Origin of the sequence: Variovorax sp. 54 (genome assembly GCF_002754375.1) — a bacterium.
In the GTDB taxonomy this organism is placed as follows: domain Bacteria; phylum Pseudomonadota; class Gammaproteobacteria; order Burkholderiales; family Burkholderiaceae_C; genus Variovorax.
This window is the reverse complement of the sequence record NZ_PEFF01000001.1, coordinates 4,881,226-4,906,217: the sequence shown is the minus strand read 5'-3', so window position 1 is coordinate 4,906,217 and position 24,992 is coordinate 4,881,226. Positions and strand designations below refer to the sequence as shown.

General features: G+C 67.7%; 26 protein-coding genes. 16 read left to right on the top strand and 10 right to left on the bottom strand.

The annotated features are described in order from the left end of the window. Positions 1-146: 146 nt before the first annotated feature. Entirely contained in the window at positions 147-2,447 is a 2,301-nt protein-coding gene (locus CLU95_RS22540; RefSeq protein ID WP_099795647.1) for an NADP-dependent malic enzyme, read from the top strand. Positions 2,448-2,531: 84 nt separating this feature from the next. On the opposite strand, the gene CLU95_RS22535 is transcribed toward CLU95_RS22540, so the two are convergent. The 3 genes from CLU95_RS22535 to CLU95_RS22525 are packed head-to-tail and all read right to left on the bottom strand — an operon-like array spanning position 2,532 to position 6,083. Beyond that, positions 2,532-3,323, bottom strand: coding sequence for an aspartate/glutamate racemase family protein (locus tag CLU95_RS22535; protein ID WP_099795646.1), 792 nt, complete (start codon positions 3,321-3,323; stop codon positions 2,532-2,534). 13 nt (positions 3,324-3,336) lie between these two features. Continuing rightward, positions 3,337-4,386, bottom strand: a complete 1,050-nt coding sequence (locus CLU95_RS22530; RefSeq protein WP_099795645.1) for an S-methyl thiohydantoin desulfurase domain-containing protein — start codon at positions 4,384-4,386, stop codon at positions 3,337-3,339. Between the two features lie 56 nt (positions 4,387-4,442). Next, the gene (locus CLU95_RS22525) at positions 4,443-6,083 is read right to left on the bottom strand and encodes an OPT/YSL family transporter (RefSeq protein WP_099797437.1); all 1,641 of its coding nucleotides are present in this window, start codon (positions 6,081-6,083) and stop codon (positions 4,443-4,445) included. A 160-nt stretch (positions 6,084-6,243) separates the two neighbouring features. Between CLU95_RS22525 and CLU95_RS22520 the strand changes: the two genes are divergently transcribed. The 9 genes from CLU95_RS22520 (at position 6,244) to CLU95_RS22480 (ending at position 14,521) form a co-directional block, all read left to right on the top strand. Further along, on the top strand, positions 6,244-7,020 hold the full coding sequence (locus CLU95_RS22520) for an IclR family transcriptional regulator (RefSeq protein WP_099795644.1): 777 nt from the start codon (positions 6,244-6,246) through the stop codon (positions 7,018-7,020). A 294-nt stretch (positions 7,021-7,314) separates the two neighbouring features. Then, positions 7,315-8,229 (top strand): dihydrodipicolinate synthase family protein, encoded by a 915-nt coding sequence (locus CLU95_RS22515; RefSeq protein WP_099795643.1) that lies wholly within the window; start codon positions 7,315-7,317, stop codon positions 8,227-8,229. Positions 8,230-8,266: 37 nt separating this feature from the next. Then, positions 8,267-8,884, top strand: coding sequence for a TRAP transporter small permease (locus CLU95_RS22510; RefSeq protein WP_099795642.1), 618 nt, complete (start codon positions 8,267-8,269; stop codon positions 8,882-8,884). 1 nt (position 8,885) lies between these two features. Continuing rightward, positions 8,886-10,151 (top strand): TRAP transporter large permease, encoded by a 1,266-nt coding sequence (locus CLU95_RS22505; RefSeq protein WP_099795641.1) that lies wholly within the window; start codon positions 8,886-8,888, stop codon positions 10,149-10,151. A 58-nt stretch (positions 10,152-10,209) separates the two neighbouring features. Then, positions 10,210-11,208 (top strand): TRAP transporter substrate-binding protein, encoded by a 999-nt coding sequence (locus CLU95_RS22500; RefSeq protein WP_099795640.1) that lies wholly within the window; start codon positions 10,210-10,212, stop codon positions 11,206-11,208. Between the two features lie 154 nt (positions 11,209-11,362). Further along, positions 11,363-12,397: an ABC transporter substrate-binding protein gene (locus CLU95_RS22495; protein WP_099795639.1), complete on the top strand. Its 1,035-nt coding sequence runs from the start codon at positions 11,363-11,365 to the stop codon at positions 12,395-12,397. Further along, positions 12,397-13,251, top strand: a complete 855-nt coding sequence (locus CLU95_RS22490; protein ID WP_099795638.1) for an ABC transporter ATP-binding protein — start codon at positions 12,397-12,399, stop codon at positions 13,249-13,251. The genes CLU95_RS22495 and CLU95_RS22490 overlap by 1 nt, the downstream gene beginning before the upstream one ends. Before the next feature lie 11 nt (positions 13,252-13,262). After that, complete coding sequence (locus CLU95_RS22485; protein ID WP_099795637.1) at positions 13,263-14,033, top strand: ABC transporter permease; 771 nt, start codon at positions 13,263-13,265, stop codon at positions 14,031-14,033. 11 nt (positions 14,034-14,044) lie between these two features. Next, on the top strand, positions 14,045-14,521 hold the full coding sequence (locus CLU95_RS22480; protein ID WP_099795636.1) for a nucleoside deaminase: 477 nt from the start codon (positions 14,045-14,047) through the stop codon (positions 14,519-14,521). On the opposite strand, the gene CLU95_RS22475 is transcribed toward CLU95_RS22480, so the two are convergent. Beyond that, the gene (locus CLU95_RS22475; protein ID WP_373669491.1) at positions 14,518-15,813 is read right to left on the bottom strand and encodes an RNA polymerase sigma factor; all 1,296 of its coding nucleotides are present in this window, start codon (positions 15,811-15,813) and stop codon (positions 14,518-14,520) included. The genes CLU95_RS22480 and CLU95_RS22475 overlap by 4 nt on opposite strands. A 103-nt stretch (positions 15,814-15,916) precedes the next feature. On the opposite strand from CLU95_RS22475, the gene CLU95_RS22470 reads away from it, so the two are divergent. Then, complete coding sequence (locus CLU95_RS22470) at positions 15,917-16,912, top strand: formylglycine-generating enzyme family protein (protein ID WP_099795634.1); 996 nt, start codon at positions 15,917-15,919, stop codon at positions 16,910-16,912. Positions 16,913-16,929: 17 nt separating this feature from the next. Here CLU95_RS22470 and CLU95_RS22465 read toward each other — a convergent pair whose 3' ends face one another. The 5 genes from CLU95_RS22465 to murJ all read right to left on the bottom strand — a co-directional run bounded on the left by CLU95_RS22465 (position 16,930) and on the right by murJ (position 20,838). After that, positions 16,930-17,349 carry a YciI family protein gene (locus tag CLU95_RS22465; RefSeq protein ID WP_099795633.1) on the bottom strand — a complete coding sequence of 140 codons (420 nt, stop codon included), beginning with the start codon at positions 17,347-17,349 and terminating at the stop codon, positions 16,930-16,932. 31 nt (positions 17,350-17,380) lie between these two features. Next, on the bottom strand, positions 17,381-17,803 hold the full coding sequence (locus CLU95_RS22460) for a YciI family protein (RefSeq protein ID WP_099795632.1): 423 nt from the start codon (positions 17,801-17,803) through the stop codon (positions 17,381-17,383). Between the two features lie 123 nt (positions 17,804-17,926). Beyond that, on the bottom strand, positions 17,927-18,358 hold the full coding sequence (locus tag CLU95_RS22455; protein WP_099795631.1) for a bleomycin resistance protein: 432 nt from the start codon (positions 18,356-18,358) through the stop codon (positions 17,927-17,929). Positions 18,359-18,368: 10 nt separating this feature from the next. Beyond that, positions 18,369-19,220, bottom strand: coding sequence for a SirB1 family protein (locus tag CLU95_RS22450; RefSeq protein ID WP_099795630.1), 852 nt, complete (start codon positions 19,218-19,220; stop codon positions 18,369-18,371). Between the two features lie 64 nt (positions 19,221-19,284). Next, positions 19,285-20,838: a murein biosynthesis integral membrane protein MurJ gene (gene murJ / locus CLU95_RS22445; RefSeq protein WP_099795629.1), complete on the bottom strand. Its 1,554-nt coding sequence runs from the start codon at positions 20,836-20,838 to the stop codon at positions 19,285-19,287. Positions 20,839-20,956: 118 nt separating this feature from the next. On the opposite strand from murJ, the gene rpsT reads away from it, so the two are divergent. Next, complete coding sequence (gene rpsT / locus CLU95_RS22440; protein ID WP_056571937.1) at positions 20,957-21,271, top strand: 30S ribosomal protein S20; 315 nt, start codon at positions 20,957-20,959, stop codon at positions 21,269-21,271. A gap of 165 nt (positions 21,272-21,436) precedes the next feature. Here the strand turns inward: rpsT and CLU95_RS22435 are convergent, their stop codons facing one another. Then, a complete protein-coding gene (locus CLU95_RS22435) occupies positions 21,437-21,775 on the bottom strand; it encodes a DUF3579 domain-containing protein (RefSeq protein WP_062477206.1) in 339 nt (112 codons plus the stop codon). A gap of 160 nt (positions 21,776-21,935) precedes the next feature. On the opposite strand from CLU95_RS22435, the gene CLU95_RS22430 reads away from it, so the two are divergent. The 4 genes from CLU95_RS22430 to CLU95_RS22415 are packed head-to-tail and all read left to right on the top strand — an operon-like array spanning position 21,936 to position 24,988. Beyond that, positions 21,936-23,147 carry an aspartate aminotransferase family protein gene (locus CLU95_RS22430; RefSeq protein ID WP_099795628.1) on the top strand — a complete coding sequence of 404 codons (1,212 nt, stop codon included), beginning with the start codon at positions 21,936-21,938 and terminating at the stop codon, positions 23,145-23,147. Beyond that, positions 23,144-24,079: an ornithine carbamoyltransferase gene (gene argF / locus CLU95_RS22425; protein ID WP_099795627.1), complete on the top strand. Its 936-nt coding sequence runs from the start codon at positions 23,144-23,146 to the stop codon at positions 24,077-24,079. The genes CLU95_RS22430 and argF overlap by 4 nt, the downstream gene beginning before the upstream one ends. Before the next feature lie 34 nt (positions 24,080-24,113). Then, the gene (locus CLU95_RS22420; protein WP_099795626.1) at positions 24,114-24,674 is read left to right on the top strand and encodes a DUF2867 domain-containing protein; all 561 of its coding nucleotides are present in this window, start codon (positions 24,114-24,116) and stop codon (positions 24,672-24,674) included. Further along, positions 24,671-24,988: a YkgJ family cysteine cluster protein gene (locus tag CLU95_RS22415; protein WP_099795625.1), complete on the top strand. Its 318-nt coding sequence runs from the start codon at positions 24,671-24,673 to the stop codon at positions 24,986-24,988. Before CLU95_RS22420 ends, CLU95_RS22415 begins: the two co-directional genes overlap by 4 nt. Positions 24,989-24,992: the final 4 nt, after the last annotated feature.

Here is a 24,992-nt window from a genome sequence, read left to right as displayed (position 1 = left end):
CTCAAAAACAGGGGTGTTGAAGTTTAGCGAGTCGGCAGACCCTCTCGATCAGGCGGAAGATAGAGGGTCTCGTCGTTCCCCCCGAGAGAAGAGGCTGCGCTTTTGCGGTAGCCTCATTGCCCGCCAGAACCAAGGAGACTTTTCAAATGGCTGCATCCCTGTCCCCCGCTGAAGAAGCACTTCGAGAAGCAGCGCGCGAATACCACCGCTCGCCCGTCAAGGGCAAGATCTCGATCACCCCCACCAAGCCCCTGCTGAACCAGCGCGACCTGTCGCTGGCGTACTCGCCGGGCGTGGCCTACCCCTGCCTCGACATTGCGGCCGACCCGTCGCTCGCGGCCGAATACACCGCCCGCGGCAACCTCGTGGGCGTCATCACCAACGGCACCGCCGTGCTGGGCCTGGGCAACATCGGCCCGCTGGCCTCCAAGCCCGTGATGGAAGGCAAAGGCTGCCTGTTCAAGAAATTCGCCGGCATCGACGTGTTCGACATCGAGCTGGCCGAGAACGACCCCGACAAGCTGGTCGACATCATTGCGGCGCTGGAGCCCACGCTGGGCGGCATCAACCTCGAGGACATCAAGGCGCCCGAGTGCTTCTACATCGAGAAGAAGCTGCGCGAGCGCATGAACATCCCGGTGTTCCACGACGACCAGCACGGCACGGCCATCATCTCGGCCGCGGCGCTGCTCAACGGCCTGGAACTGGTCGGCAAGAAGATCGAAGACGTCAAGATCGCCGTCTCGGGCGCGGGCGCTGCCGCCATCGCCTGCCTGGACGTGATGGTCGGCCTGGGCGCCAAGCCCGCCAACATCTACGCCTGCGACTCCAAGGGCCTGATCTACATGAGCCGCGCGGGCGGCTTCGACGAATCGAAGGCACGCTACGCCCAGAAGGACACCGGTGCCCGCACCCTGGCCGACGTGGTGAAGGACGCCGACGTGTTCCTGGGCTGCTCGGCCCCCGGCGTCATGAGCGCCGAGATGGTCAAGACCATGGGCACGCAGCCGATCATCCTGGCGCTGGCCAACCCCGAGCCTGAAATCCGCCCCGAGCTGGCCAAGGCCGTGCGGCCCGACTGCATCATTGCCACGGGCCGTTCGGACTACCCGAACCAGGTCAACAACGTGCTGTGCTTCCCGTACATCTTCCGCGGCGCGCTCGACTGCGGCGCGAGCAAGATCACGGAAGAAATGAAACTGGCCTGCGTGCGCGAGATTGCCGACCTCACCAAGGCCGACATCAGCGAAGAAGTGGCCACCGCCTACGCCGGCCAGGAGCTGGCCTTCGGCCCCGACTACATCATTCCGAAGCCCTTCGATTCGCGCCTGATCCTGCGCATCGCGCCGGCCGTGGCCAAGGCGGCTGCCGCCTCGGGCGTGGCTGCACGCCCCATCGAGGACATGGAGGCCTACCGCCAGCACCTGACGCGCTTCGTCTACCAGACGGGCATGTTCATGCGCCCGGTGTTCAGCGCCGCAAAAATCTCCACCACCAAGCGCGTGGCCTACGCCGAGGGCGAAGACGAGCGCGTGCTGCGCGCCGCGCAGTGGGCGGTCGACGAAGGCCTGGCCCAGCCCATCCTGGTGGGCCGCCCCGCCGTGATCGAGGCACGCATCCAGAAGGCCGGCCTGCACATACGCTCGGGTGTCGACTTCGAGATCGTGAACCCCGAAGACGATCCGCGCTTTCGCACCTACTGGGAGAGCTTCCACAAGCTCATGGGCCGCCGCGGCGTCACGCCCGAGGCCGCCAAGACGATGGTGCGCCGCTCCAACACCACCATCGCCGCGCTGATGCTGCATCTGGGCGACGCCGACGCGATGATCTGCGGCCTGGTCGGGCGCTTCGACGTGCACCTGGAGCACATCCGCAACCTGATCGGCCTGAAGCGCGGCGCGCCCGGCTTTGCCACGCTGAATGCGCTCACGCTCGAGAAGCGCACGGTGTTCATCACCGACACCAACGTGAACGAAGACCCGAGCGCCGAACTGCTGGCCAGCATCGCCGTGATGGCCGCCGAGGAAGTGCGCCGCTTCGGCTTGCCGCCGAAGGTGGCTTTCCTGTCGCACTCGAACTACGGCACCTCCAGCCGCGGTTCGGCGCGCAAGATGCGCCTGGCGCGCGACCTGTTCTCGCAGATGGCGCCCGACATCGAGTGCGACGGCGAGATGCACGGCGACGCCGCGCTGTCCGACGAAATCCGCCGCACCGCCCTGCCCGAGACCACGCTCAGCGGCGAGGCCAATCTGCTGGTGTGCCCGAACCTCGACTCGGCGCACATCCTCTACAACGTGCTGAAGATGACCGGCGCGAACGGCATCACGGTCGGCCCGATCCTGCTGGGCGCCGCGAGCTCGGCCCACGTGCTGACGCCCTCGGCGACGGTGCGCCGCATCATCAACATGACGGCGCTGGCCGTGGCGAAGGTGAAGGCGCAGGACTGAGGCTGACGCCGACGTTTCTTCCCTGAAACAACAACGCCCCGTCGCGGTCTCCGCGGCGGGGCGTTTTTCATGGAGCGGCCGTGTTCAGGCGTGGACCGGCGAGGCGATGGGAACGTCCGCCGGGTCGAACACGTTCCAGGCCAGCAGCTCCCTCTCTTCGGGCGGCGGCTCGCCGCTGCCGACGCGACTGGGCGTCCAGTTGAAACGCTGTTTCGTATCGGCCAGCGCCTCGGCGCGCTTGAAGGCGGCCAGCGCCGAATCGATGACGGGCACGCCCAGCGCATCTTGCAGCTGGCGGTAGAAGCCGAACTCGAGCGTGCAGCCGAGGATGAGCGCCTCGGCGCCATCCTCGTCGATGGCGCGGCGGCCCTGCGCGATCATGCGGCGCACGGTTTCGTCGCGGTCGCGCTGGAAGTCTTCCACGCCGAGTTCGAGCGCGCGGAACGAGGCGATCAGGTGCGCGTGGCCGTACTCGCGCACGCGCGCCTCGATGCGCGGCACCCACTTGCGCCGCCCCACGATCACCGACACCTTCTGCGCCAGGTTGGACGCGATCTCGAACGAGGCCTGGCAGGGCGCAACCACCACGGTCTGGCCGGAGATCTCCCGCGCCTCGACCAGCACCGGGTCGTAGAAGCAGCCGACCACCACGGCGTCGAAGCCCTGCTGCGCGGTGTCGCGCACCGCGCGCACGATGTCGGCGCCCAGCAGCGCCTCGTAGCTCTGGTACTCGACGTGGTGCTGCACCGACGCGTTGCGCAGCGACACCACCTCGACCTCGGTGCCGGGGTTCTTCACCTCGGCAAACTCTTGCGCGAAGCGCGCGTTGTAGGTGTCGTTGCCGACGGCCCGAATCCAGCGGATGCGCAGTGTCATGTGGCTTCTCCGTTCAGGCCGGCGCGAAGGCTTCGCCCAGCGACTTCTCGAGCGGGCGGTACAGCTCGGGCATGAACATGGTGCGCGACAACAGCAGCCGCGCGCGCGGCGCCACCAACACGCGCAGCCGCGCGCCCTGCCGCACATGGGCCGACACCACGGGCTGGCCGTCGTCCGAGAAGGTCATGATCAGGTCGGGGAAGCGCGCGATGCGCTCGCCACCCTGCGCCAGCAGCATGTACTCGTTGATGAAGCGCAGCGTGGTGCCGGCCGCGTCGTCGAGCTCGACCACGCCGACGTCCAGCCCTTCCTGCTGCTCGCAGCGGTAGGTGCGCACGGTGCCTTCGGCGACGAGGCGGCCGTCGAGCGATCGGGCCACGGCGTCGACGCCGCCGTCCAGGAAGGTCTGGCCCAGCGCGATGGCGTGGCTGATGGCGCCCGGCGCGCCGTGCTGGCGCGCGTAGCCCACGGTCACGGGGTTGCGCGCCACCGCCACGAGGCCGCCCGCCTCCACCGAGGCGCGGCGCACCACGGCCGAGGTCTGTTCGAGCCGGCCCGACACCACGCCTTCGACGTAGCGGTGCGGCTCGCCGCCCGCGTAGGCCTGCACCGAGAGGTAGTCGGGCTCGGTGTGCAGGCCCAGTGCGCCCATCACGCTCGAGGGGTGGGCGCGGCCGTTGCACGCGAGGTCGATCACGGGCAGGCCGGTCATGGCAGCATGGAACCAGCCGTTGACCGTGGTCTCGGCGCCGTTCTCGTTGGCATGCAGCGCGACCAGCGTCTGCCCCGCCGGCAGCTCGCGCCGCAGCAGGTCGAGCGTGCGCAGCAGGTGCGCCGGCTGCACGTGCGGATCGGGCGCGGCCGGCGCACCGACCAGGGCCATGGTGGCGGTGAGCGCGGCTTCGTCGAACTCGTCGACGCTCCACAGCTGCGGCGTGCCGACCTGCAGCGCCAGGCGCGCGGCGCGCTCGCCGGCAGCAATGAGCCCGCCGCCCCCGCCGCCGAGGATGGCGCCGCCCCAGATGGCCGCGCGGACGTCGTCGCTGGTCAGATTGCGTTTCATGAATTCGATTCCTGTGTGTGTGATGAAAGGAAGGAAAGAAGGAAGGCGAAGCAGCGCTACTTGCGCACGCTCTTCACCACGCCCGAGAAGAAGCTGTAGAGCGCATCGCCCGCGATCACGCCGCCGGCGAACACCTCGAGCCGTTCGCGCGCGGCGGCGCCGAGCACGGCATGCACCGCGAGCCGGCAGGCGATGCCCGCCGCGACCATCCAGCCGGCCATCGGGCTGGCGATGAGCAGGCCGGTGGCGAACAGCACGCCCAGTTGCTGGCGCGGCCCGCCCGCCAACTGCAGCAGCGCGCCGGGCACGGCCCACAGCGCGAGGTTGCGCGCGGTCTCTCCCGAGATGCCAGCCTTGATCGCCGCCACGTAGGCGGCGTTGATCGGTGCGGTCTGGTGGTTGGCAAAGAACAGCGGGTACGCGCAGGCGACCACCACGATCGCCACGCCGAAGCCGACCATGCCGGCGATCATCTGTTCGCGCCGGCCTTCGAGTTCGAAGGCCGAGCCCGAGGCCTCGCCGCGCAGCAGGTGGCCGGCCTTGAGGTCGTAGCCCATGTCGGCAAAGGCCGGGCCGGTGGCGGCCGAGAAGCCGGCCAGCACCACCAGCGCCTCGGGCGGAAAGCCGATCAGGATGCCCAGCAGCAGCGAGATCAGCGCCACCGCGAAGGCCGGGAACCAGCCCGAGTGCATGGCCGCGATGCCCACGATGAGTTCGTGCACGAAGGCCGCGAAGGTGCCGTACACGATGAACAAGGCGAGCATGCCCGGCGACATGCCGGTGTAGATGCCGGTGCCCGCGCACAGCAGCACCATGATCGCCAGGTAGCCCGCGCCGCCCAGCTTGAACGAGCGGCCGAGCACCGTGGCACCGCGGGCCTCGGCCAGCGCTTCCTTCGTCACGCCGGGGCCGTCGGCCGCGCGCTCGTGCTTCTTGAGCACCACGCGCGCCACCTGCACCAGCGCGACGAGGCCGGCGCCGATCATCATCCCGTGCGGCACGTAGCGCGTGCCGATGTCGACGCCGAACAGCGGCGCCGAATAGCCGCGCACCAGCAGCCCGATGCCGAAGGCGGTCATGGCGCCGAGCCCGCCGATCAGCGCCACGCCGAAGGCCGACATCGGCAGCTTGAACACCGCGCCCGCCACGCCGGTGGCCAGCCCGCCCAGCAGCAGCCAGGCCTGCTTGCCGCCGCTGTCGCCGGCCTTGATGGCCTCGGCCGCGGCGATGCCCAGCGGCCACGGGTTCTTGGCCGGGAAGGCCGGCGTGTCGAACATGCGATAGAGCAGCCAGGCGTCGAGCAGCATCGCAAGGCTCACGCCGATGAGCATCGGCACCACCATCTGCGGCAGGCCGAACAGGAACGGAATGCCGATCGGCAGGAACAGGCTGTTGGCCGCACCGAAGGTGGCCGACGAGATGCTCGTCTGCGCGAGGTTCTGCGCATGCACCGAGCGAAAGCCCCGGAACATGGCCAGCGGCACGCGCGCCAGCGACATCGCCGCGAGCGCGCCGATCAGCGAGGTGCTCGGCGTGATGCCCAGGCTCGCCAGCATCTGGATGCCGACGATGGCGCCGAACACGCTGAGCACCACGGTGAGGATCAGATTGGCGGGCGCCAGCGCCTTCGGGTGCAGCCCGGCATGCGCGTCGCCCTTGTCTTCCAGCGGCGCGGCGGCCGTCACTTCATGGTGCATGGTCATTCCTTGTTAGTTCCATATTTTGGAACCATGTCCAATAAACTTGGACTGAATGATAAAACCGTACTTTCGGCTGTCAAGCGGGCGTTCACCCGGGTCGGCCGAAAAGACGCACCGGCGCCGAACCTATGATTCCCACCCCAACCTACCGAACACGATGAGCACCCTTGCCAACGCCATGGACGTCCTGAAGCTGATCGCGCGGCTGCGTCGCGACATCACGGTGACGGACGTCGTGACCGAGCTGGGCCTGCCCAAGAGCTCGGCCTCGCGCACGCTGAGCATGATGGCCGGCTACGGCTTCCTGGACCGCGACGCGGCCACGCGCGCCTACCGCCCGGGCGGCGTGATCATGGAAGCCTCGTACCACTTCCGCGCCTCGCGCAACACGGCCTCGCTGGTCGAGGAAGCGCTCGATGCGCTGGTGCGCGAGACGGGCTACACGGGCTACATCAACGTGCTCGACGGCACCGACACGCTGGTGATCCAGATGCGCACCGGCGCCGGCGCGCTGCAGATCTACACGCCGCCGGGCAGCCGCGCGCCCGCCTACTCCAGCGCCATGGGCCGCGCGCTGCTGGCCCGCCTGGGCGACGACGAAGTGGGCGCGCTGATCGGCGCACGGCTCGACCAGGGCCGCGGCCACGCACCGAAGACCCGCAAGGATTTGCTCGCGCGCCTGGCCGTGATCCGCGACACGGGCTGGGCCCTGTCGCGCGGCGAGTACGTGACCAACGTGGCGGGCATCTCGTCGGCGGTGCTCGACCCCGCCACGCGGCAGACCTACGCCTTCGGCATCGCGCTGCCCGCGGAGCAGCTGTCGGAACCGCTGGTGGCGCGCTTCGGCGCCACGGTGCGCGACGCGGCCAGCAGCGTGGGCAAGCGCGTGGGCGATCCGTACTGGCTGGGCTTCGGGGCGACGACGCCGACCTGAGCACCGCGCCGGCGCCAGCCGCACGCCCCGCCGCGTTCACCGCCGCGGGGCTTTTTTTCGTCCGCTGCATCGTGAGGCGCCCCGGTGCGCAGGGTGCGCCAAGGCGGTGCTTCCCGACGCCCGATCGCCCTTTTCAAGCGCCTCCAACCACCATTTCGGTTGGCATGCAATCTGCTAATACCCTGAGCGGATATTTCACATATCTTACTAATATATTTAGAAACCAAGCCTTCAGACCCTGGTTCCACCCGCTGTCCGCAGCGTCCTTTCTTTTCTTTTTCGAGGTACACGCTCATGAGCAATCCCCGCTGGCAAGGCATCTTCCCCGCCATCACCACCAAGTTCCACGCCGACGAAAGCATCGACGCCGAGGGCACCGCCCGCCACATCGACTTCCAGATCCGCAACGGCATCCATGGCCTCGTCACCTGCGGCTCGCTGGGCGAAGCCAGCACGCTGACGCTGGAAGAAAAGCTGCAGGTCGCCAAGATCGCGCTCGATGCCGCCGACGGCCGCATCCCCGTGCTGGCCAACGTGTCGGAGACCAGCACCCGCGAAGCCCTTCGCTACGTGGACGGCGCCAACAAGCTGGGCGTGGCCGGCTACATGGTCATGCCCTCGGTGATCTACGTGGCCGATGCGCGCGAAGCGATGCTCAACGTGCGCACCATCGCCAACGCGGCCCAGAAACCCATCATGGTCTACAACAACCCGGTGGCCTACCGCGTGGACCTGAAGCCCGAGCACATGGTCGAACTGGCCGACTGCGAGTGGATCGCGGCCATCAAGGAAAGCACCGACAACATCCGCCGCATCACCGACCTGCGCAACACCGTGGGCGACCGCTACCAGCTGTTCCTGGGCGTGGACGACCTGGCCTACGAAGGCCTCGCCCTGGGCTGCGATGGCCTGCTGGCCGGTGTCGGTTGTGCCTTCCCGCGCGAAACGGTGGCGCTGTACGACCTGATGAAGGCCGGCAAGTTCGCTGAAGCGCTCAAGCTCTACCAGTGGATGACGCCGATGCTGCATCTGGACGTGTCGACCAAGCTGGTGCAGAACCTCAAGCTCATCGACCTGCTGGTCGGCGTGGGCACCGAGCACATGCGCCGCCCGCGCCTGCCGCTCATCGGCGAAGAGCGCGCCTTCATCGAGAAGGTCGTCGGCAAGGCGCTGGCCACGCGGCCCACGCAATACCAATCGGTCGCCTGAGCCGCCGCATACGACGCACCCCAAGGCCCAGAACACCATGCAAGAAAACGCCTTGAAAGAAAGCGGCGGCCTGTCCCGCCGTGTGCTCGACGCGTCGGACTTTGTCCTGCGCTGCGAGCGCCACCTGCTCAGCAGCCTGATGGGCTTGCTCATCGTGCTGGTGCTGCTGAACGTGGTCACGCGCTACGGTGGCTTTCCGATCTACTGGGTGGACGAGGCCTCGGTGTACTGCGTGGTCTGGCTCACCTTCATCGGTGCGTCGGCGATGACGCGGCTGCGGCTGGACTTTGCGGTGACGCTGCTCACCGACAAGCTCGGCACCCGGGCCGCGCGCATCGCCAAGGCCAGCGCCTCGAGCGGTGTGCTGCTGCTCGGGCTGGCCCTGCTCGCGATGTGCTGGCTGTGGATGGACCCGGCCGGCATCGTGCGCCACGGCTTCGACGCGAAGGAGTTCGCCGCCGAGAGCTTCAACTTTCTCTACACCGAGCGCACGCAGACGCTCGACTGGCCGACGTGGCTGGTGCAGCTCATCCTGCCGATCTTCTCGCTCACCCTCAGCGTGCATGCGCTGGCCAACCTCCTCGAAGACCTCGGCCTGCAGCCCAAGCGCACGCATGACGAGTTCCATGTCGCCAACGCGGACGCCGTGAACTGAAATGCTGACCTCTGCCTTTTTCCTGCTGATCATGCTGGTCGGCGTGCCGATCGGTGCCTGCCTGTGCCTGTCGGGCATCGTCTACATCCTCAACTCGGGCGACACGGTGCTGTTCCAGTCGTTCCCGGTGCAGATGTTCGGCGGCGTCGACAGCTACAGCCTCATTGCGATTCCGCTGTTCATTTTGATCGGCGAAATCATGAACGGCGGCGGCATCACGAAGCGGCTGGTCGACCTGGCGCTGGCCTTCATCGGCTCGGTGAAAGGCGGCCTGGCCTACGTGAACATCCTGGCGAACATGCTGGTGTCGTCGATCATCGGCTCGGCCACCGCGCAGGTGGCGATCATGAGCCAGATCATGGTGCCCGAGATGGAGAAGCAGGGCTACGACAAGACCTTCGCGGCCGGCATCACGGTGTACGGCGGCATGCTCGGCCCGATCATTCCGCCCTCGGTGATGTTCGTGGTGTACAGCGTGCTCGCGCAGGTGGCGGTGGGCGACATGCTCATCGCGGGGATCATCCCCGGCGTGATCCTCACGGTGCTGTTCTTCATCGTCATCGCCTGCATGGGCCTGATCTACAACTACCCGCGCACCGAGAAGCGCACCGTCAAACAGCGGCTGCACACGATCCTCACGGCCTGCCCGACGCTGCTCATTCCCATCGTGATCGTCGGCTCGATCCTCGGCGGGCTGGCCAACCCCACCGAATCGGCGGCGGTGGGCGCGGTGGCCGCGGTGCTGGTGGGCCGCTACGTGACCAAGGAATTCCGCTTCGCGATGATTCCGCAGATCCTGCTGAAGTCGGCGATCTACTCGGCGGTGGTGCTGTTCCTGGTGGCGGCGGCCGCGGTGTTCTCGTGGCTGCTCATCTACGGCAAGGTGCCGCAGGCCACCGCCGCATGGATACAGACCGTGGCAAAAGACCCGATCGCCTTCCTGCTGCTGGTGAACGTGATCCTGCTGGTGATCGGCACCGTGATCGACGGCATTCCCGGCCTGATCATGACCGTGCCGATCCTGTTGCCCATTGCGACGGAAATCTACGGCATCGACCCGCGCCACTTCGGCGTGGTGGTGGTCATCAACCTCGTGCTCGGGCTGATGACGCCGCCGGTGGGGCTGAGCTTCTTCGTGGCGTCGGCGGTGACAGGCGCCAAGCCCGGAAAGATGTTCATCGTCACGCTGCCCTTCTTCCTGATCTGCTGCGCGGCGCTGGTGCTGCTGTCGCTGTTCCCGAGTCTTTCTCTCGCGCTCATCAAGTAAGCGCTGATCCGCTCTCTTTCCCGTTCCTTCACTTCACCTCACCCAACCGGAGCTTCGCATGCCCCTCTCCCGCCGCCAGTTCGTCCAGGCCGCCGCCGGCACCGCTGCCGCATCGACCGCCCTCTTCGGCACCGTGTCGCGTGCCGCCGCCGCCAAGGAATTCCGCCTGGGCCTCATCACGCCCGCGGGGCATTCGTGGAACCGCGCCGCAGTGAGCTTCGGCGAGGCGCTGAAGAAGGCCACCGACGGCCGCCTGAGCGCCACGGTGTTTCACTCGGGCCAGCTCGGCAACGAGTCGGCCATGATGCAGCAGCTGCAGTCGGGCGCGCTCGATATGGGCTGGATTCAAGCCGCGGAACTCGGCTCGCGCGTGGCGAGCGTGGCGGCCATCAACGCGCCCTACCTCGTGCGCTCGACCACCAACGTCGCCTCGCTCGTGCGCACGCCCGCGGCGCTCAAGCTGCTCGATGTGCTGCCGCGCGAGACCGGCACCATCGGCCTGGGCTGGGGCATCACCGGCATGCGCGTGGTGTTCGCGACCAAGGACATCGCCTCGCCCACCGACCTGAAGGGCATGAAGCTGCGCATCAACCCCACGCCGGTGTACCGCGACTTCTACCAACTGTTGGGCGCCGCGCCCACGCCGATTCCCACGCCGGGCGTGTTCGACGCCATGTCCAACGGCCAGGTCGACGGGCTCGAAGCCGACATCGAGTTCTCGTGGAACCAGCGCTTCGACCGCGTCTCGAAAACGCTGCTGCCGATGAACGCGCTGTTCATGCCCTTCGCACCGCTGGTGTCGGGCCGCATCTGGCAGACGCTCGACGCGAAAGACAAGGCGCTCATCACCGACCTCGTGAAGCAGCAGCTCGACGCGCAGATCAAGGACATCGTGACCACCGAGCTGGGCCTGATCGACAAGTTCAAGGCCAGCGGCATCGCGTTCAAGAGCGCCAGCAACTACAACCCCGCGCCGGTCATCGCCGAGTTCGACAAGGTCTGGCTGCCCAAGGCGCCGCAGATCGCCGAGCTGCGCAAGATCGGCGCGACGCTCTGACGACAGTCCAAGGCTCGAATTCCCAGGTGCGGTGCACGCCGCACACGCCTTGGGCGGGCCGCGCACCTCGGTGATTCACCGGAAGGGTTCGCACCAATCGCGTGCGGGCACCGTTTTTGCTTGAATGCCGAAGCATTCACATTTCGGAACCTTCATGAACAAGCGTCACCTGCTCCAGTCCTTCCTCGCCGCCTCGGCCCTCAGCTTCGGCCTGTCTTCGGCCTTTGCCCAGAGCCCGACGCCGATCAAGTTCCAGCTCGACTGGCGTTTCGAAGGACCGGCCGCGCTGTTCCTGCACCCCGCGGCCAAGGGCTACTTCAAGGCCGCTGGGCTGGACGTGACCATCGACGCCGGCAACGGCTCGGGCGGCACCGTGACGCGCGTGGCCTCGGGCGCCTACGACATGGGCTTTGCCGACCTCGCGGCGCTGATGGAGTTCCACGCCAACAACCCCGACAGCCCGAACAAGCCGGTCGCCGTGATGATGGTCTACAACAACACGCCGGCCTCGGTCATGGCGCTCAAGAAGAGCGGCATCACCAAGCCGGCCGACCTCGCCGGCAAGAAGCTCGGCGCGCCGGTGTTCGATGCGGGCCGCCGCGCGTTCCCGATCTTTGCCAAGGCCAACAACATCGGCGCCGTGAACTGGACCGCCATGGACCCGACGCTGCGCGAGACCATGCTGGTGCGCGGCGACATCGACGCCATCACGGGCTTCACCTTCACCTCGCTGCTCAACCTGGAAGCGCGCGGCGCCAAGGCGGCCGACGTGGTGATCCTGCCCTACCCCGACTACGGCGTGAAGCTGTACGGCAACGTGATCATCGCGTCGCCCAAGCTGCTCAAGGACAACCCGGCGGCAGTGAAGAAGTTCCTGTCGGCCTTTGCCAAGGGCGCGAAGGAAGTCATCGCCAACCCGGCCGTGGCCATCGAGTCGGTGAAGGCGCGCGACGGCATCATCGACAGCAAGCTCGAGACGCGCCGCCTGCAGCTGGCCATCGACACCGTCATCAACAGCGCCGACGCGCGCAGCGAAGGCTTCGGCGCCGTCAATGCGGGCCGCATGTCGCTCATGGCCTCGCAGGTGTCGGACGCCTTCAACACCAAGACGCGCGTGAGCCCCGACGCCGTGTGGACCGCGGCCATGCTCCCGCCCGCGGCCGAGCTCAGCGGAATCCTGCGCAAGTGATGGCGGCCGGCGCAACGACACCCGACGCAGCCGCCCCCTTCGTCGATTTCCAGGACGTCTGGCTCGCCTACAACGAAGAGCTGCTGCGCGCCAACCACTTCGCGGTCGAGGCCATCGACCTGAAGGTGACGCGCGGCGAGTTCATCGCCATCGTCGGCCCCTCGGGCTGCGGCAAGTCGACCTTCATGAAGCTCACCACGGGGCTGAAGATGCCCTCGATGGGCAAGATCCGCATCGACGGCCAGCCCGTGACCGGGCCGCTGAAGATCTCGGGCATGGCCTTCCAGGCGCCCTCGCTGCTGCCGTGGCGCACCACGGTCGACAACGTGCTGCTGCCGCTGGAAATCGTCGAGCCCTACCGCTCGAACTTCAAGGCCAAGCGCAAGGAGTACGTCGAGCGCGCCCGCCGCCTGCTGCAAAAGGTGGGCCTGGGCGGCTACGAAGACAAGTTTCCGTGGCAGCTTTCGGGCGGCATGCAGCAGCGCGCGAGCATCTGCCGCGCGCTCATCCACGAACCCAAGATGCTGCTGCTCGACGAGCCCTTCGGCGCACTCGACGCGTTCACGCGCGAAGAGCTGTGGTGCATCCTGCGCGACCTCTGGACCGAGCAGCAGTTCAACGTGATCCTGGTCACGCACGACCTGCGTGAATCGGTGTTCCTGGCCGACACGGTGTACGTGATGAGCAAGAGCCCCGGGCGCTTCGTGGTGAAGCGCGAGATCGACCTGCCGCGCCCGCGCGAGCTGGAGCTGACCTACACCAAGGAGTTCACCGACATCGTGCTCGAACTGCGCAGCCACATCGGCGCGATCCGCGGCAACGCCGCCACCTCCGCTGCGGCGGCCACGCACTGAGGAGGCGGCAAATGAACAACAGCAAACAACTCGAACGCTGGTCGCCCTGGCTGCTGCTCGTGGCGGTGCTCCTGCTGTGGCAGGTGATCTGCGCGGGCTTCGGCGTGTCGGACTTCATCTTTCCGAGCCCGCTGCGCATCTGGGAGCAGTTCTGGGAGTTCAAGGCCATCATCGCGGGCCACGCGTGGCGCACCTACTGGGTCACGATGGCGGGCTTCGGCCTGGCGATCGTGGTGGGCGTGCTCATGGGCTTCGTGATCGGCAGCTCGCGCCTGGCCTATGCGGCGATCTACCCGCTCATGACGGCCTTCAACGCACTGCCCAAGGCGGCCTTCGTGCCGATTTTGGTCGTGTGGTTCGGCATCGGCATCGGGCCGGCGATTCTCACGGCGTTCTTGATCAGCTTCTTCCCGATCATGGTGAACATCGCGACCGGCCTGGCCACGCTCGAACCTGAGCTGGAAGACGTGCTGCGCGTGCTGGGCGCCAAGCGCTGGGACGTGCTCATCAAGATCGGCCTGCCGCGCTCCATGCCCTACTTCTTCGGCTCGCTGAAGGTGGCGATCACGCTGGCGTTTGTCGGCACCACGGTGTCGGAGATGACGGCGGCCAACGAGGGCATCGGCTACCTGCTGATCTCGGCCGGCTCGGCCATGCAGATGGGCCTGGCCTTCGCGGGCCTGATGGTGGTGGGCGCGATGGCGATGGTCATGTACGAACTCTTCAGCCTGATCGAGAAGCACACCACCGGCTGGGCGCATCGCGGCTCGCAGAACGCATAAATAATGGGGGCATGACTCCCGAACAGATCACCCGCGCGCTGCGTCGCGCCGACGCCGTGGCGCGACGCGTCATGGCCATGGGCCGCCACCCCTTCGGCGCCGTGCTCGTCGCCCCCGACGGCGAGACCATCCTCGCCGAGCAGGGCAACATCGACACGGTGCATCACGCGGAGGCCACGCTCGCGCGCCATGCGGCGCAGAACTGGCCGGCCGAGTACCTGTGGCAGTGCACGCTGGTGACCACCTTCGAGCCCTGCGCCATGTGCGCGGGCACGAGCTACTGGGCCAACATCGGACGCATCGTGTACGGCGCGGAAGAATCCGCGCTGCTCGCACTCACCGGCGACCACCCCGAGAACCCGACGCTGAGCCTGCCCTGTCGCGAGGTCTTCGCGCGCGGGCAGAAGCCCGTCGAGGTGATCGGCCCCGTGCCCGAAGTGGCCGACGAGATGATCGCCACCCACCGGGGGTTCTGGGAGTCGCGCTAGGGTTTGTTGCCGCCGCAGGCGTCGGCACGCGCGCGCAGCAACGCCTGCTCGCGCGTGTTGCGCGTGAGCGAGGCGGCGCGCTCGAACTCCCGGCGCGCCTCGTCGTGGCGGCCTAGCTTGAAGAGCAGGTCGCCGCGCACGGTCGGCAGCAGGTGGTAGCCCTTCAGCGCAGGCTCGTCCCTCAGCGCATTGACCACCTCCAGCCCGGCCGCCGGCCCGAAGGCCATCGACAGCGCGACCGCGCGGTTCAGCTCGACGACGGGCGACGGCGACAGCGCGGCCAGCGCGTCGTACAGCGACGCGATGCGCGCCCAGTCGGTCTCGCCCGCGGTACGCGCGCGGGCGTGGCAGGCGGCGATGGCGGCCTGCAATGCGTAGGGGCCGAGCGCGCCGCCCAACGATTCGGCACGCGACAGCGCCGCCAAACCGCGGCGGATCAACAGCGGGTCCCAGCGCGCGCGGTTCTGGTCGAGCAGCAGCACCGGCTCGCCCGAGGCGCCGACGCGCGCGACGGTGCGCGAGGCCTGGATTTCCATCAGCGCGACCAGCCCGTGCACCTCGGCTTCGCCGGGCACCAGCTCGGCCACGATGCGGCCCAGGCGCAGGGCCTCGTCGCACAGCGTGGGGCGCATCCAGTCGTCGCCAGCGGTGGCCGAGTAGCCCTCGTTGAAGATCAGGTAGACCACCTCGAGCACCGAGGCCAGCCGGGCTTCGAGCTCGTGGCGACGCGGCACCTCGAAAGGCACGCACGCCTCGGCCAGCGTGCGCTTGGCGCGCACGATGCGCTGCGCGACGGTGGCTTCGGGCACGAGAAAGGCGCGCGCGATCTCATCGGTCGTCAGGCCGCCCATCAGCCGCAAGGTGAGCGCCACGCGCGCCTCGGTCGAGAGCACGGGGTGGCAGGCGGTGAACACCAGGCGCAGCAGGTCGTCGCCGATGTCGTCATCGAGTGCTGCATCGACTGCCTGCGCAAAGTCGGCCTGGGCCATGGTGTGCAGCGCGTCGAGTTCGCGGCCGATCTCGGGCGCCTTGCGCTCGGCCAGCTGCACGTGGCGCAGGCGGTCGAGGGCGCGGTGCTTGGCCACCTGCGTGAGCCAGGCGGCGGGGTTGTCGGGCAGGCCCTCGACGGGCCATTGCTCGAGCGCGGCCACCAGCGCGTCCTGCGCCAGCTCTTCGGCCAGGCCCACGTCGCGCACCTTGCGCGCGAGCGTGGCGATGATCTTCGCGGACTCGATGCGCCAGACCGCCTCGATGGCGCGGTGGATGGCGGCAGGGTCCCGACCGTCGCTCATTGGCATACCTTCGTGCTTCGCACTGCGGTGCGAGCTTGCTTGGGGCGGCCCGGCGCGTCGCTCATGCGACCCCTCCGATCGATGCGCCGGATAGCATGCAGCCATGACACCACGCCTCGTCTTGTGGAGCCTGGGCCTTGCATTCAGCCTCGCCTGCGGCGGTGCCTGGGCCGGCGAGCTCACGGTGGAACGCAACAGCCTCGGCATGGCCTTCGTGCGATTGCCGGCCGGCGAATTCCTCATGGGCAGCGACGAGGCGCCCGAGGCGTTGGCACGCGACTACCCCGAGTTGCCGAAGGAGCGCTTCACCCAACTGGCCGACGAAGGGCCGGTGCACAAGGTGCGCATCACGCGGGCGTTCTGGATGGGACAGCACGAGGTGACGGTGGGCCAGTTCCGCCGCTTTCTCGAGGCCTCGGGCCATGTGCCCGAATCGGTGGCCGACGGCACCGGCGGCTACGGCTGGCGCGCCGACTACGACCCCGCCACCACGCGGCGCGGCGACGCTTTTGAAGGCCGCAACCCGCGCTACTCGTGGCGCAACCCGGGCTTCGCGCAGGACGACAACCACCCGGTCGTCAACGTGAGCTGGAACGACGCGCAGGCGCTGGCCGCATGGCTGAGCCAAACGGAGGGCCGGCGCTACCGCCTGCCGACCGAGGCCGAGTGGGAGTACGCCTGCCGCGCCGGCACGCGCACGCGCTACAGCACGGGGAACGAGCCGGCCACGCTGCTGCGCGGGGCCAATGTGTTCGACACGCGCAGCGCCGCCCATTGGCCGCGCTGGCGCGCGATGGCGCTCGCGGGCGACGACGGTTTTGCCTTCACCGCCCCGGTCGGCAGCTTCGCGCCGAACGCCTGGGGCCTCTACGACATGCACGGCAATGCGTGGGAATGGGTGGCCGACTGGCATGGCGACGAATACTACGCGCGCACACCGGTCGACGACCCCCAAGGCCCCGCCACGGGCACCGTGCGGGTGCGCCGCGGCGGCTCCTGGCACACCTGGGCTTTCTACGCCCGCTCGTCCTACCGCAACTGGAATGCGCCGGGCACGCGCTACACGCTCGTGGGCATCCGGCTGGTGCGGGAAGACTGACTAGATGAAAGTGCTGCTCACTTCTTCAGGGTCTGCTGCATCGACGTGAATTCGCTCGCAACGTCCTGCACGGCGGGCGAGAAGTCTTCCATCTCCTGCACCTGGCGGATCTCGATGACCTCGTTCTCGCTGCCCGGGCAGCGGCTCGCCCATTCGATGGCTTCGGCGCGCGAGGCGACATCGATCAGCCAGTAGCCGCCCAGCACTTCCTTGACCTCGGCGAAGGGGCCGTCGACCACCTTCGGCTTGCCGCCCGGAAAGCTCACGCGCGCGCCCATCGACGGCGGGTGCAGGCCCTCGCAGCCGATCAGCACGCCGGCCTTCTGCAGGGACTCGTTGAAGGCCATCATCGACCCCACGCGTTCGACGTCGTCGGGCACGGTGCCGGGCGCCGCGCTTTCGTAGCCGTGGGGAATCATCAGCAGCATGAATCGCATGGTCGTTTCTCCTTGAGGAGGTTGACGAAGTTCAGCGGCCGGCCTTGGCAGCGGACTCGGCGCGCAGGCGGTCTTCCTGCGCCAGCAGCTCGGGCGTCATGGCCTCGCCGAAATCGGTGGCCTCGAAGACCTGGCGGATCTCGATCTCGCCTTCCTGGAACGGGCTGCGCTTGATCCACTCGATGGCCTCTTCCTTCGACTTGACCTGCAGCAACCAGAAGCCCGCGAGCAGCTCCTTGGTCTCGGTGAAGGGACCGTCGATGACGGTGCGCTTCTTGCCTTCGCAGCGCACGCGCGCGCCCTTGACCGACGGGTGCAGCCCCTCGCCCGCCAGCAGCACGCCGGCCTTGACCAGTTCTTCGTTGAACTGGCCCATCTCGGTCAGTATCTCGGTGCTCGGCATCACGCCGGCTTCGGAATCGGGGCTCGCCTTGACCAGAACCATGAATCGCATGTCGTTTCTCCTGTGGGTTGATGAGGGTCGGGAGGCGCCGAAATTTGCGCGCTCCTGTTCACACGTCGCACGAGCGGACAACGGATCGACACGACTGCATCGATCGGCTTGTAATTTTGTGTTTCAGAGATAGCCGCAGAACCGCAGCACGTGGCCGTCGGGTTCGCGGATCGCGAACTCGCGCAGGCCCCAGGGCTGGGACGTCGGCGGTTCGATGATGGTCACGCCGCGCTTCACGTAGGCGGCATGCAGCCCGTCGATGTCCTTGCCGACGTGGATCACGATTTCGCCGCGCCAGGGCCGGGCTTCGCGGCTGCCGCACTGCCACAGGCGCAGGTACACGGGGTCGCCGTAGCTGCGGTCGCCCTTCTTCACGCGCGCATAGCTGGGCGGTTCGCCGGCGATGAAGTCGATCTCGAAACCCAGCACTTCGGAAAACCAGCGCGCGGCGCGCGAGACGTCGGACACCGGCAACACGGGCTGCACGCCGTGGAATTCGTGCAGCGTGCCCAGATCGGGAGGCGCCGCGCTCACGCCGGTGCGGGTGTCGGTCATGGGCTTGTTGCTAGTTGGCCAGGCGCCGCAGCAGCGCCACGCGCTCGGCGATCGCGTCGATGTCGAGCGCGTCTTCGGCGTTGGCGAGGTAGGTTTCGAGATCGAACACGGCCAGCGCCGCATGGCCCTGCTCGGCATGCGCCACGCCGCGGTCGCGGTGCTCGCCCCAGGCGCTGGGTAGCAGCGCAATGAGGCGGTTCTGCACCGCGATGTAACGCGGCCAGTCTTCCTGCGCGTGGTGCACTTCCTTCAGGTTGCGCAGCATGCGCGCAATGATCTCGCGCGGGCTCGCGGGCTCCAGGTACAGGCCCAGCGGCACGTCGAAGTCGCCGACCAGCCCGTTGCCGCGCTTGTAGGGTTCGAGCCGCTCGCTCAGATCCTCGCGCGAGAGCGACTTGCCGGTGAACGGGTCGATCACGACCTGCCCCTTGGGCAGCGTCACCTTCATCATGAAATGCCCCGGGAAACCGATGCCGCGCGTCTGCAGGCCCAGGCCCTGCGCCAGTTCCATCCACAGCACGGCCAGCGAGATCGGAATGCCGCGGCGGGTGCGCAGCACGGCGTTCAGGTAGCTGTTGTCGGGGTCGTAGTAGTCGTTGACGTTGCCGCCGAAATTCAGGTCGCTGAAGAAGAACTGATTCAGCGCGCGCAGCCGGGCCAGCGGCGCGGCGTCGGCCGGCAGGCGGCGCTTGAGGCGCGCCAGCAACTGGTCGACGTCGCCCAGCACCTGCTGCACGTCGAGTTCGGGGTATTCGTCCTGCGCGATGCTGGCGGCCGCTTCGAGCAGCGGAAAGTGGTCATCGCTGCCGACCAGCGACTCGAAATATTCCAGTGCCGTGGGAACCTGGTAGCTGAACGTCATATGGCTTTGTAGAGGAGCCCGCGGGGAGCGTCAAGGCAGTGTTTTCCGGCTCGCCAACGGCGCCTCAGCGGCGCATGAAACTGCGCAGGCGCACGCCTGCGGCGGTGAGCACGGCGAAATAAAGCAGCGCGGCGCCGGCGATGAGCGCGGCCAGAAGGCCGATGCGGTGCAGGCGCTGCGCGCGCAGGCCGACCCAGTCGAAATAGTGGGCGCCCCAGGCCAGCAAGACCGCCAGCACCACGGTGCCCAGCAGCACCTGCAGCGCGAACTTGCCCCAGCCGGGCTCGGGCGTGTAGCTGCCGCGGCGGACCAGGCCGATCAGCAGCCAGAGCGCGTTGACCAATGCACCAATGCCAATCGTCAGCGTCAGCGCCGCGTGCTGCAGCAGCGGCACCAGGAAGAAGTTGAGCACCTGCGTGAGCACCAGCACGCACACGGCGATCAGCATGGGCGTGCGCGTGTCGTGCTTGGCGTAGTAGCCGGGCGCGAGCACCTTCACCGCCACGAGGCCGACCAGCCCCACGCCGTAGCCCATGAGCGCCACGGTGGTGCGGCCGACGTCTTCGCCGGTGTAGGCGCCGTTGTGGAACAGCACGGCCACGAGCGGCTTGGCGAACAGCAGCAGTGCCACGGCGCACGGCGCGGCCAGCAGCACCACGAGGCGCAGACCCCAGTCGAGCAGCGACGAGTAGCGCGCGTCGTCCTTGGCGGCGCGGGCGCCGGCGAGCTGCGGCATCAGCACCACGCCGAGCGCCACGCCGAGCATGGCGGTGGGGAATTCCATCAGGCGGTCGGCATTGGTGACCCAGGTCACGCTGCCCGTGGCCAGGTGCGAGGCGATCTGCGTGTTGATGAGCAGCGAGATCTGCGCCACGCTCACGCCCAGCAGCGCGGGCAGCATGAGCTTCATGACCTTGCGGGTGGTCGGATCGTTCCACGTGGTGCGCAGCGCCTTGAAGCTGGCGCCGATGCGCGGCATCAGCCCCAGCGCGCGCAGCGCCGGAATCTGCAGGGCCAGCTGCAGCACGCCGCCGACCATCACGCCCACGCACTGGGCGTAGATCGGCTCGATGCCGTAGCGGCGGAACAGCGGCGCGCCGACCGAGATCGACAGGATCAGCGCGATGTTGAGCAGCACCGGCGACGCCGCCGGCACCGCGAACTTGCGCCAGGTGTTGAGAATGCCGCCCGCCAGCGCCACCAGCGACATGAAGCCGATGTAGGGGAACATCCAGCGCGTCATGACCACGGCGGCGTCGAAGCCCTGCAGGCCGCTGGCCATCGCCCAGACCAGCAGCGGCGCGCCGGCCACGCCCGCCACGCACAGCACCACCAGGGCCCAGGTCAGCAGCGTGGCGACGTGGTCGACCAGCTCCCGGGCGCCCTCTTGTCCTGCCTCGGCCTTGCGCGCGGCCAGCACCGGCACGAAGGCCTGGCTGAAGGCGCCCTCGCCGAACACGCGGCGAAACAGGTTGGGGATGCGAAAGGCGACGTTGAAGGCGTCGGTGAGCGCGCTGACACCGAAGACCGAGGCAAAAAGCACGTCGCGCACGAGGCCCGTGATCCGCGAAGCGAGGGTCAGCAGGGAGACGGTGGAGGCGGATTTGAACAGGGACACGGGGGCGAGTGTAGGGCTCCGAAAGGTGACAAAAGCAGGCAATTCGGCAAAAACCGGAACCCGGCCTATAATGGAGGGCTTTGCTGCATCATCCTCAGACACCTAAGGAACACTAAATATGGCATCCGCCAAGCCCAAGAAGAAGAACCCCCGCCTCGCGTCGGGCCGCAAGCGCGTCCGCCAGGACGTCAAGCTCAACGCTGCGAACACCTCGCTGCGCTCCAAATACCGTACCGCTGTCAAGAACGTCGAAAAGGCTGTTCTGGCTGGCGACAAGACCAAGGCAAGCGAACTGTTCGCGAAGGCCCAGAGCATCGTCGACACCGTCGCCGACAAGGGCATCTTCCACAAGAACAAGGCAGCCCGCGACAAGAGCCGCCTGTCGGCCAAGGTCAAGGCCCTCGCCCTCGCGCCTGAAAAGGCCGCCGCCTGACACCTGTCAGGCAAGCCCGGACCGGAATTCTCCGGTCCGCCGTTTGATCGGGGTGCGCTGCAGCAAGCAAAAGTGAAAAACCGCCTTCGGGCGGTTTTTTCATGGGCGTTCGAAAACCGACAAGGCAAGGGCAACCCGTGCAGCCCAAAAAAAAAGACCTGGAAGTCAGGTCTTTTTGGGAGGGGGCGGCGTGTCCGCCGGATCGGGCACCAGGCAGGCCTCGGCCACCTGGAGGTTGTTGTCTTTCGCGAAGTTCACGCAGAAGTCCCAGGCCATGGGTTCGGCGTCGCGCAGGGCACGGTTCACCACCACGCATTTCACGCCGTTGATGGTCGTGGGAATGCACCAGGGCGAGTAGCTCAGGTGGCTGCCCGGGTAGGCGCCGCCGGGGCGGAAGGAGCACATGACGCCGGCGAGGCGTTCGGCCCAGTCACTGGGGCGAAAAGTGCGGCCATCGTGGGTGATGCCCTGGATGAAGATTTCTTTGGCGTTGGGGGAAATCATCGTGAAGTGAGGCGACCGGAACAGGTGCTGCGGTGCAGCAAGCGATTGTATCCGGCGCCCTTTTTGCATCCTGAATGGGGGGCATTGCTGTGATGCGGAATCCTCAACGAAGCCGTCAAATCGCACGCCTAGAATTCGTGTTCCCTATCTGGAGTACCGAATGAGCGCCACCGCCCAGCAACCCACCTCGCCCCACGTCATGAACACCTACGGTCGCCTGCCGATCGCGCTGTCGCACGGCCAGGGCTGCCGAGTCTGGGACACCACGGGCAAGGCCTACCTCGACGGTCTGGGCGGCATTGCCGTCAACACACTGGGCCACAACCACCCCGAGCTGGTGCCCGCGCTGCAGGACCAGCTGACCAAGCTGATCCACAGCTCCAACTACTACCACGTGACCGGCCAGGAACAGCTCGCCACCAAGCTCACCGAGCTGTCGGGCCTGACCAACGCCTTCTTCTGCTGCACCGGCCTGGAAGCCAACGAAGCCGCGCTGAAGCTGGCGCGCAAGTTCGGCCACGACAAGGGCATCGAGCGCCCCGAGATCGTCGTCTACGAAGCCGCCTTCCACGGCCGCAGCATCGCCACGCTGTCGGCCACCGGCAACCCCAAGGTGCAGGCCGGTTTCGGCCCGCTGGTCGAGGGCTTCATCCGCGTGCCGCTGAACGACATCGAGGCGCTGAAGAAGGCCACCGAAGGCAACCCGAACGTGGTCGCCGTGTTCTTCGAAACCATCCAGGGCGAAGGCGGCATCCACCCGATGCGCGTCGAGTACCTGAAGCAGGTGCGCGCGCTGTGCGACGAGCGCGACTGGCTCATGATGATCGACGAAGTGCAATGCGGCATGGGCCGCACCGGCAAGTGGTTCGCCCACCAGTGGGCCGGTATCAAGCCCGACGTGATGCCGCTGGCCAAGGGCCTGGGCTCGGGCGTGCCGATCGGCGCCGTGGTCGCCGGCCCCAAGGCCGCCAACATCTTCGGCCCGGGCAACCACGGCACCACCTTCGGCGGCAACCCGCTGGCGATGCGCGCCGGTGTGGAAACCATCCGCATCATGGAAGAGCACAAGCTGCTCGAGAACGCCGCCACCGTGGGCGCGCACCTGAAGGCCGCGCTGGAACGCGAAATCGGCGGCCTGCCGGGCGTGAAGGAAATCCGCGGCCAGGGCCTGATGCTGGGTATCGAGCTCGACCGTCCCTGCGGCGTGATCCTGAACCGCGCCTGCGACGCCGGCCTGCTGCTGAGCGTCACGGCCGACAAGGTGATCCGCCTCGTGCCGCCGCTCATCCTGAGCATTGCCGAAGCCGACGAGATCGTTGCGATCCTCGCGCCGATCGTCAAGACCTTCCTCTCGGAGCCCGTTGCGCAATGACGACCGCCGCCGCACCGAACGCCCTGCGCCACTACCTGCAGTTCTCGGACCTCACGGCCGACGAGTACGTCTACCTCTTCGATCGCATGGCGATCATCAAGAAGAAGTTCAAGACGTATGAAAAGCACCAGCCGCTGACCGATCGCACGCTGGCCATGATCTTCGAGAAGGCCAGCACGCGCACCCGCGTGAGCTTCGAGGCCGGCATGTACCAGCTCGGCGGCAGCGTGGTGCACCTGACCACGGGCGACAGCCAGTTGGGCCGTGCCGAGCCCATCGAGGACAGCGCCAAGGTCATCAGCCGCATGGTCGACCTCGTGATGATCCGCACCTACGAGCAGACCAAGATCGACACCTTTGCCGCGCACTCGCGCGTGCCCGTCATCAACGGCCTGACCAATGAGTTCCACCCCTGCCAGATCCTGGCGGACATCTTCACGTACATCGAGCACCGTGGATCGATCCAGGGGAAGACCGTGGCGTGGGTCGGCGACGGCAACAACATGGCCAACACCTGGCTGCAGGCCGCTGAAATTCTTGGCTTCACCGTGCACGTGAGCACGCCCAGCGGCTACGAGGTCGACCAGTCGATCGCCGGCATCCGATCGGGCGACAGCTACAAGGTCTTCAAGGACCCGATGGAAGCCTGCCGCGGCGCCGACCTCGTCACCACCGACGTCTGGACCAGCATGGGCTACGAAGCCGAGAACGAGGCGCGCCGCAAGGCCTTCGCCGACTGGTGCGTCGACGAGGACATGATGCGCATTGCCCAACCCGACGCCCTCTTCATGCACTGCCTGCCCGCGCACCGCGGCGAGGAAGTGCAGGCCGAGGTCATCGACGGTCCGCAGTCGGTCGTGTGGGACGAGGCCGAGAACCGCCTGCACGCACAGAAGGCGCTGATGGAGTTCCTGCTGCTCGGCAGGCTCTGACAGACACCGAACCGCAGAACCACCCAGGCGCCGCATGGAGCTGATGAACCGCTACCTGCCGCGCTACCAGTTCGCGGAGACGCACAGCCTCCATGTGCCCGCGTCGCCCGCGCGCGTGCTCGACGTGGCGGCCCGACCCGAGATCACCGACGACCCCGTGGCGCGCCGACTGATCGCGCTGCGCGAGTTGCCGAACCGGCTCGCCAGCCGGCTCGGCCTCGCCGCCCCCACGCTGCGCCAGCGTGAGGCCTTCGGCTTCTCCGACTTCACGCCGCTGGGACGCGACGGCGAGCGCGAACTGGCCTTCGGGTTGGCCGGCCGCTTCTGGCGCTTCGACTACGGGCTGGTCCCGCTGGCCGACGGCCCGGCCTTCGCCGCGCTCGATGCCACGGGCCTCGCCAAGCTGGTGCTCCACTTCACGGCCGAGCCCGAAGGCACGGGCACGCGCCTCACCACCCGCACCCGGGTCTGGTGCGGCGATGCCGCCGCGCAACGCCGCTTCACCGCCTACTGGCTGCTGATCCGCCCCGCGAGCGGGCTGATCCGCCGCCGCATGCTGCAGCGCGTGCGTGACGCCGCGCTGCTCGCCTCATGAATCCCTGCCAGACCTGCGGCGCCTGCTGCGCCGCCTACCGCGTCGACTTCAGCGTGCACGAGCTCGACGACAACGGGGGCCGCGTGCCCTCGGGCCTGGCGGTCGACGTGAACGACGCCCTGTGCCGCATGCGCGGCACCGACCACACGCCGCCGCGCTGCGCCGCACTCACCGGCAAGATCGGCCAGTCGGTGGCCTGCGGCATCTACGAATGGCGGCCGAACCCTTGCCACGAGCTGCAGGCCGGCAGCGACGCCTGCCAGCGCGCGCGCCTGCGGCATGGTCTGGCGATGCTGTCCGACGACCTGCACTGACGAT

Coding starts and splice junctions, on each gene's coding strand:
- CLU95_RS22535 (WP_099795646.1), bottom strand. CDS start 3,323: ATGACACTGCGCATCCGCTGGATTCGGGCCGTCGGCAACGACACCTAC.
- CLU95_RS22435 (WP_062477206.1), bottom strand. CDS start 21,775: ATGATTTCCCCCAACGCCAAAGAAATCTTCATCCAGGGCATCACCCAC.
- CLU95_RS22540 (WP_099795647.1), top strand. CDS start 147: ATGGCTGCATCCCTGTCCCCCGCTGAAGAAGCACTTCGAGAAGCAGCG.
- CLU95_RS22525 (WP_099797437.1), bottom strand. CDS start 6,083: ATGCACCATGAAGTGACGGCCGCCGCGCCGCTGGAAGACAAGGGCGAC.
- CLU95_RS22490 (WP_099795638.1), top strand. CDS start 12,397: ATGGCGGCCGGCGCAACGACACCCGACGCAGCCGCCCCCTTCGTCGAT.
- CLU95_RS22500 (WP_099795640.1), top strand. CDS start 10,210: ATGCCCCTCTCCCGCCGCCAGTTCGTCCAGGCCGCCGCCGGCACCGCT.
- CLU95_RS22470 (WP_099795634.1), top strand. CDS start 15,917: ATGACACCACGCCTCGTCTTGTGGAGCCTGGGCCTTGCATTCAGCCTC.
- CLU95_RS22420 (WP_099795626.1), top strand. CDS start 24,114: ATGGAGCTGATGAACCGCTACCTGCCGCGCTACCAGTTCGCGGAGACG.
- CLU95_RS22505 (WP_099795641.1), top strand. CDS start 8,886: ATGCTGACCTCTGCCTTTTTCCTGCTGATCATGCTGGTCGGCGTGCCG.
- CLU95_RS22485 (WP_099795637.1), top strand. CDS start 13,263: ATGAACAACAGCAAACAACTCGAACGCTGGTCGCCCTGGCTGCTGCTC.
- CLU95_RS22460 (WP_099795632.1), bottom strand. CDS start 17,803: ATGCGATTCATGGTTCTGGTCAAGGCGAGCCCCGATTCCGAAGCCGGC.
- CLU95_RS22415 (WP_099795625.1), top strand. CDS start 24,671: ATGAATCCCTGCCAGACCTGCGGCGCCTGCTGCGCCGCCTACCGCGTC.
- argF (WP_099795627.1), top strand. CDS start 23,144: ATGACGACCGCCGCCGCACCGAACGCCCTGCGCCACTACCTGCAGTTC.
- CLU95_RS22455 (WP_099795631.1), bottom strand. CDS start 18,358: ATGACCGACACCCGCACCGGCGTGAGCGCGGCGCCTCCCGATCTGGGC.
- CLU95_RS22430 (WP_099795628.1), top strand. CDS start 21,936: ATGAGCGCCACCGCCCAGCAACCCACCTCGCCCCACGTCATGAACACC.
- CLU95_RS22475 (WP_373669491.1), bottom strand. CDS start 15,813: ATGAGCGACGGTCGGGACCCTGCCGCCATCCACCGCGCCATCGAGGCG.
- CLU95_RS22495 (WP_099795639.1), top strand. CDS start 11,363: ATGAACAAGCGTCACCTGCTCCAGTCCTTCCTCGCCGCCTCGGCCCTC.
- CLU95_RS22510 (WP_099795642.1), top strand. CDS start 8,267: ATGCAAGAAAACGCCTTGAAAGAAAGCGGCGGCCTGTCCCGCCGTGTG.
- CLU95_RS22520 (WP_099795644.1), top strand. CDS start 6,244: ATGAGCACCCTTGCCAACGCCATGGACGTCCTGAAGCTGATCGCGCGG.
- CLU95_RS22465 (WP_099795633.1), bottom strand. CDS start 17,349: ATGCGATTCATGCTGCTGATGATTCCCCACGGCTACGAAAGCGCGGCG.
- CLU95_RS22530 (WP_099795645.1), bottom strand. CDS start 4,386: ATGAAACGCAATCTGACCAGCGACGACGTCCGCGCGGCCATCTGGGGC.
- rpsT (WP_056571937.1), top strand. CDS start 20,957: ATGGCATCCGCCAAGCCCAAGAAGAAGAACCCCCGCCTCGCGTCGGGC.
- CLU95_RS22515 (WP_099795643.1), top strand. CDS start 7,315: ATGAGCAATCCCCGCTGGCAAGGCATCTTCCCCGCCATCACCACCAAG.
- CLU95_RS22480 (WP_099795636.1), top strand. CDS start 14,045: ATGACTCCCGAACAGATCACCCGCGCGCTGCGTCGCGCCGACGCCGTG.
- CLU95_RS22450 (WP_099795630.1), bottom strand. CDS start 19,220: ATGACGTTCAGCTACCAGGTTCCCACGGCACTGGAATATTTCGAGTCG.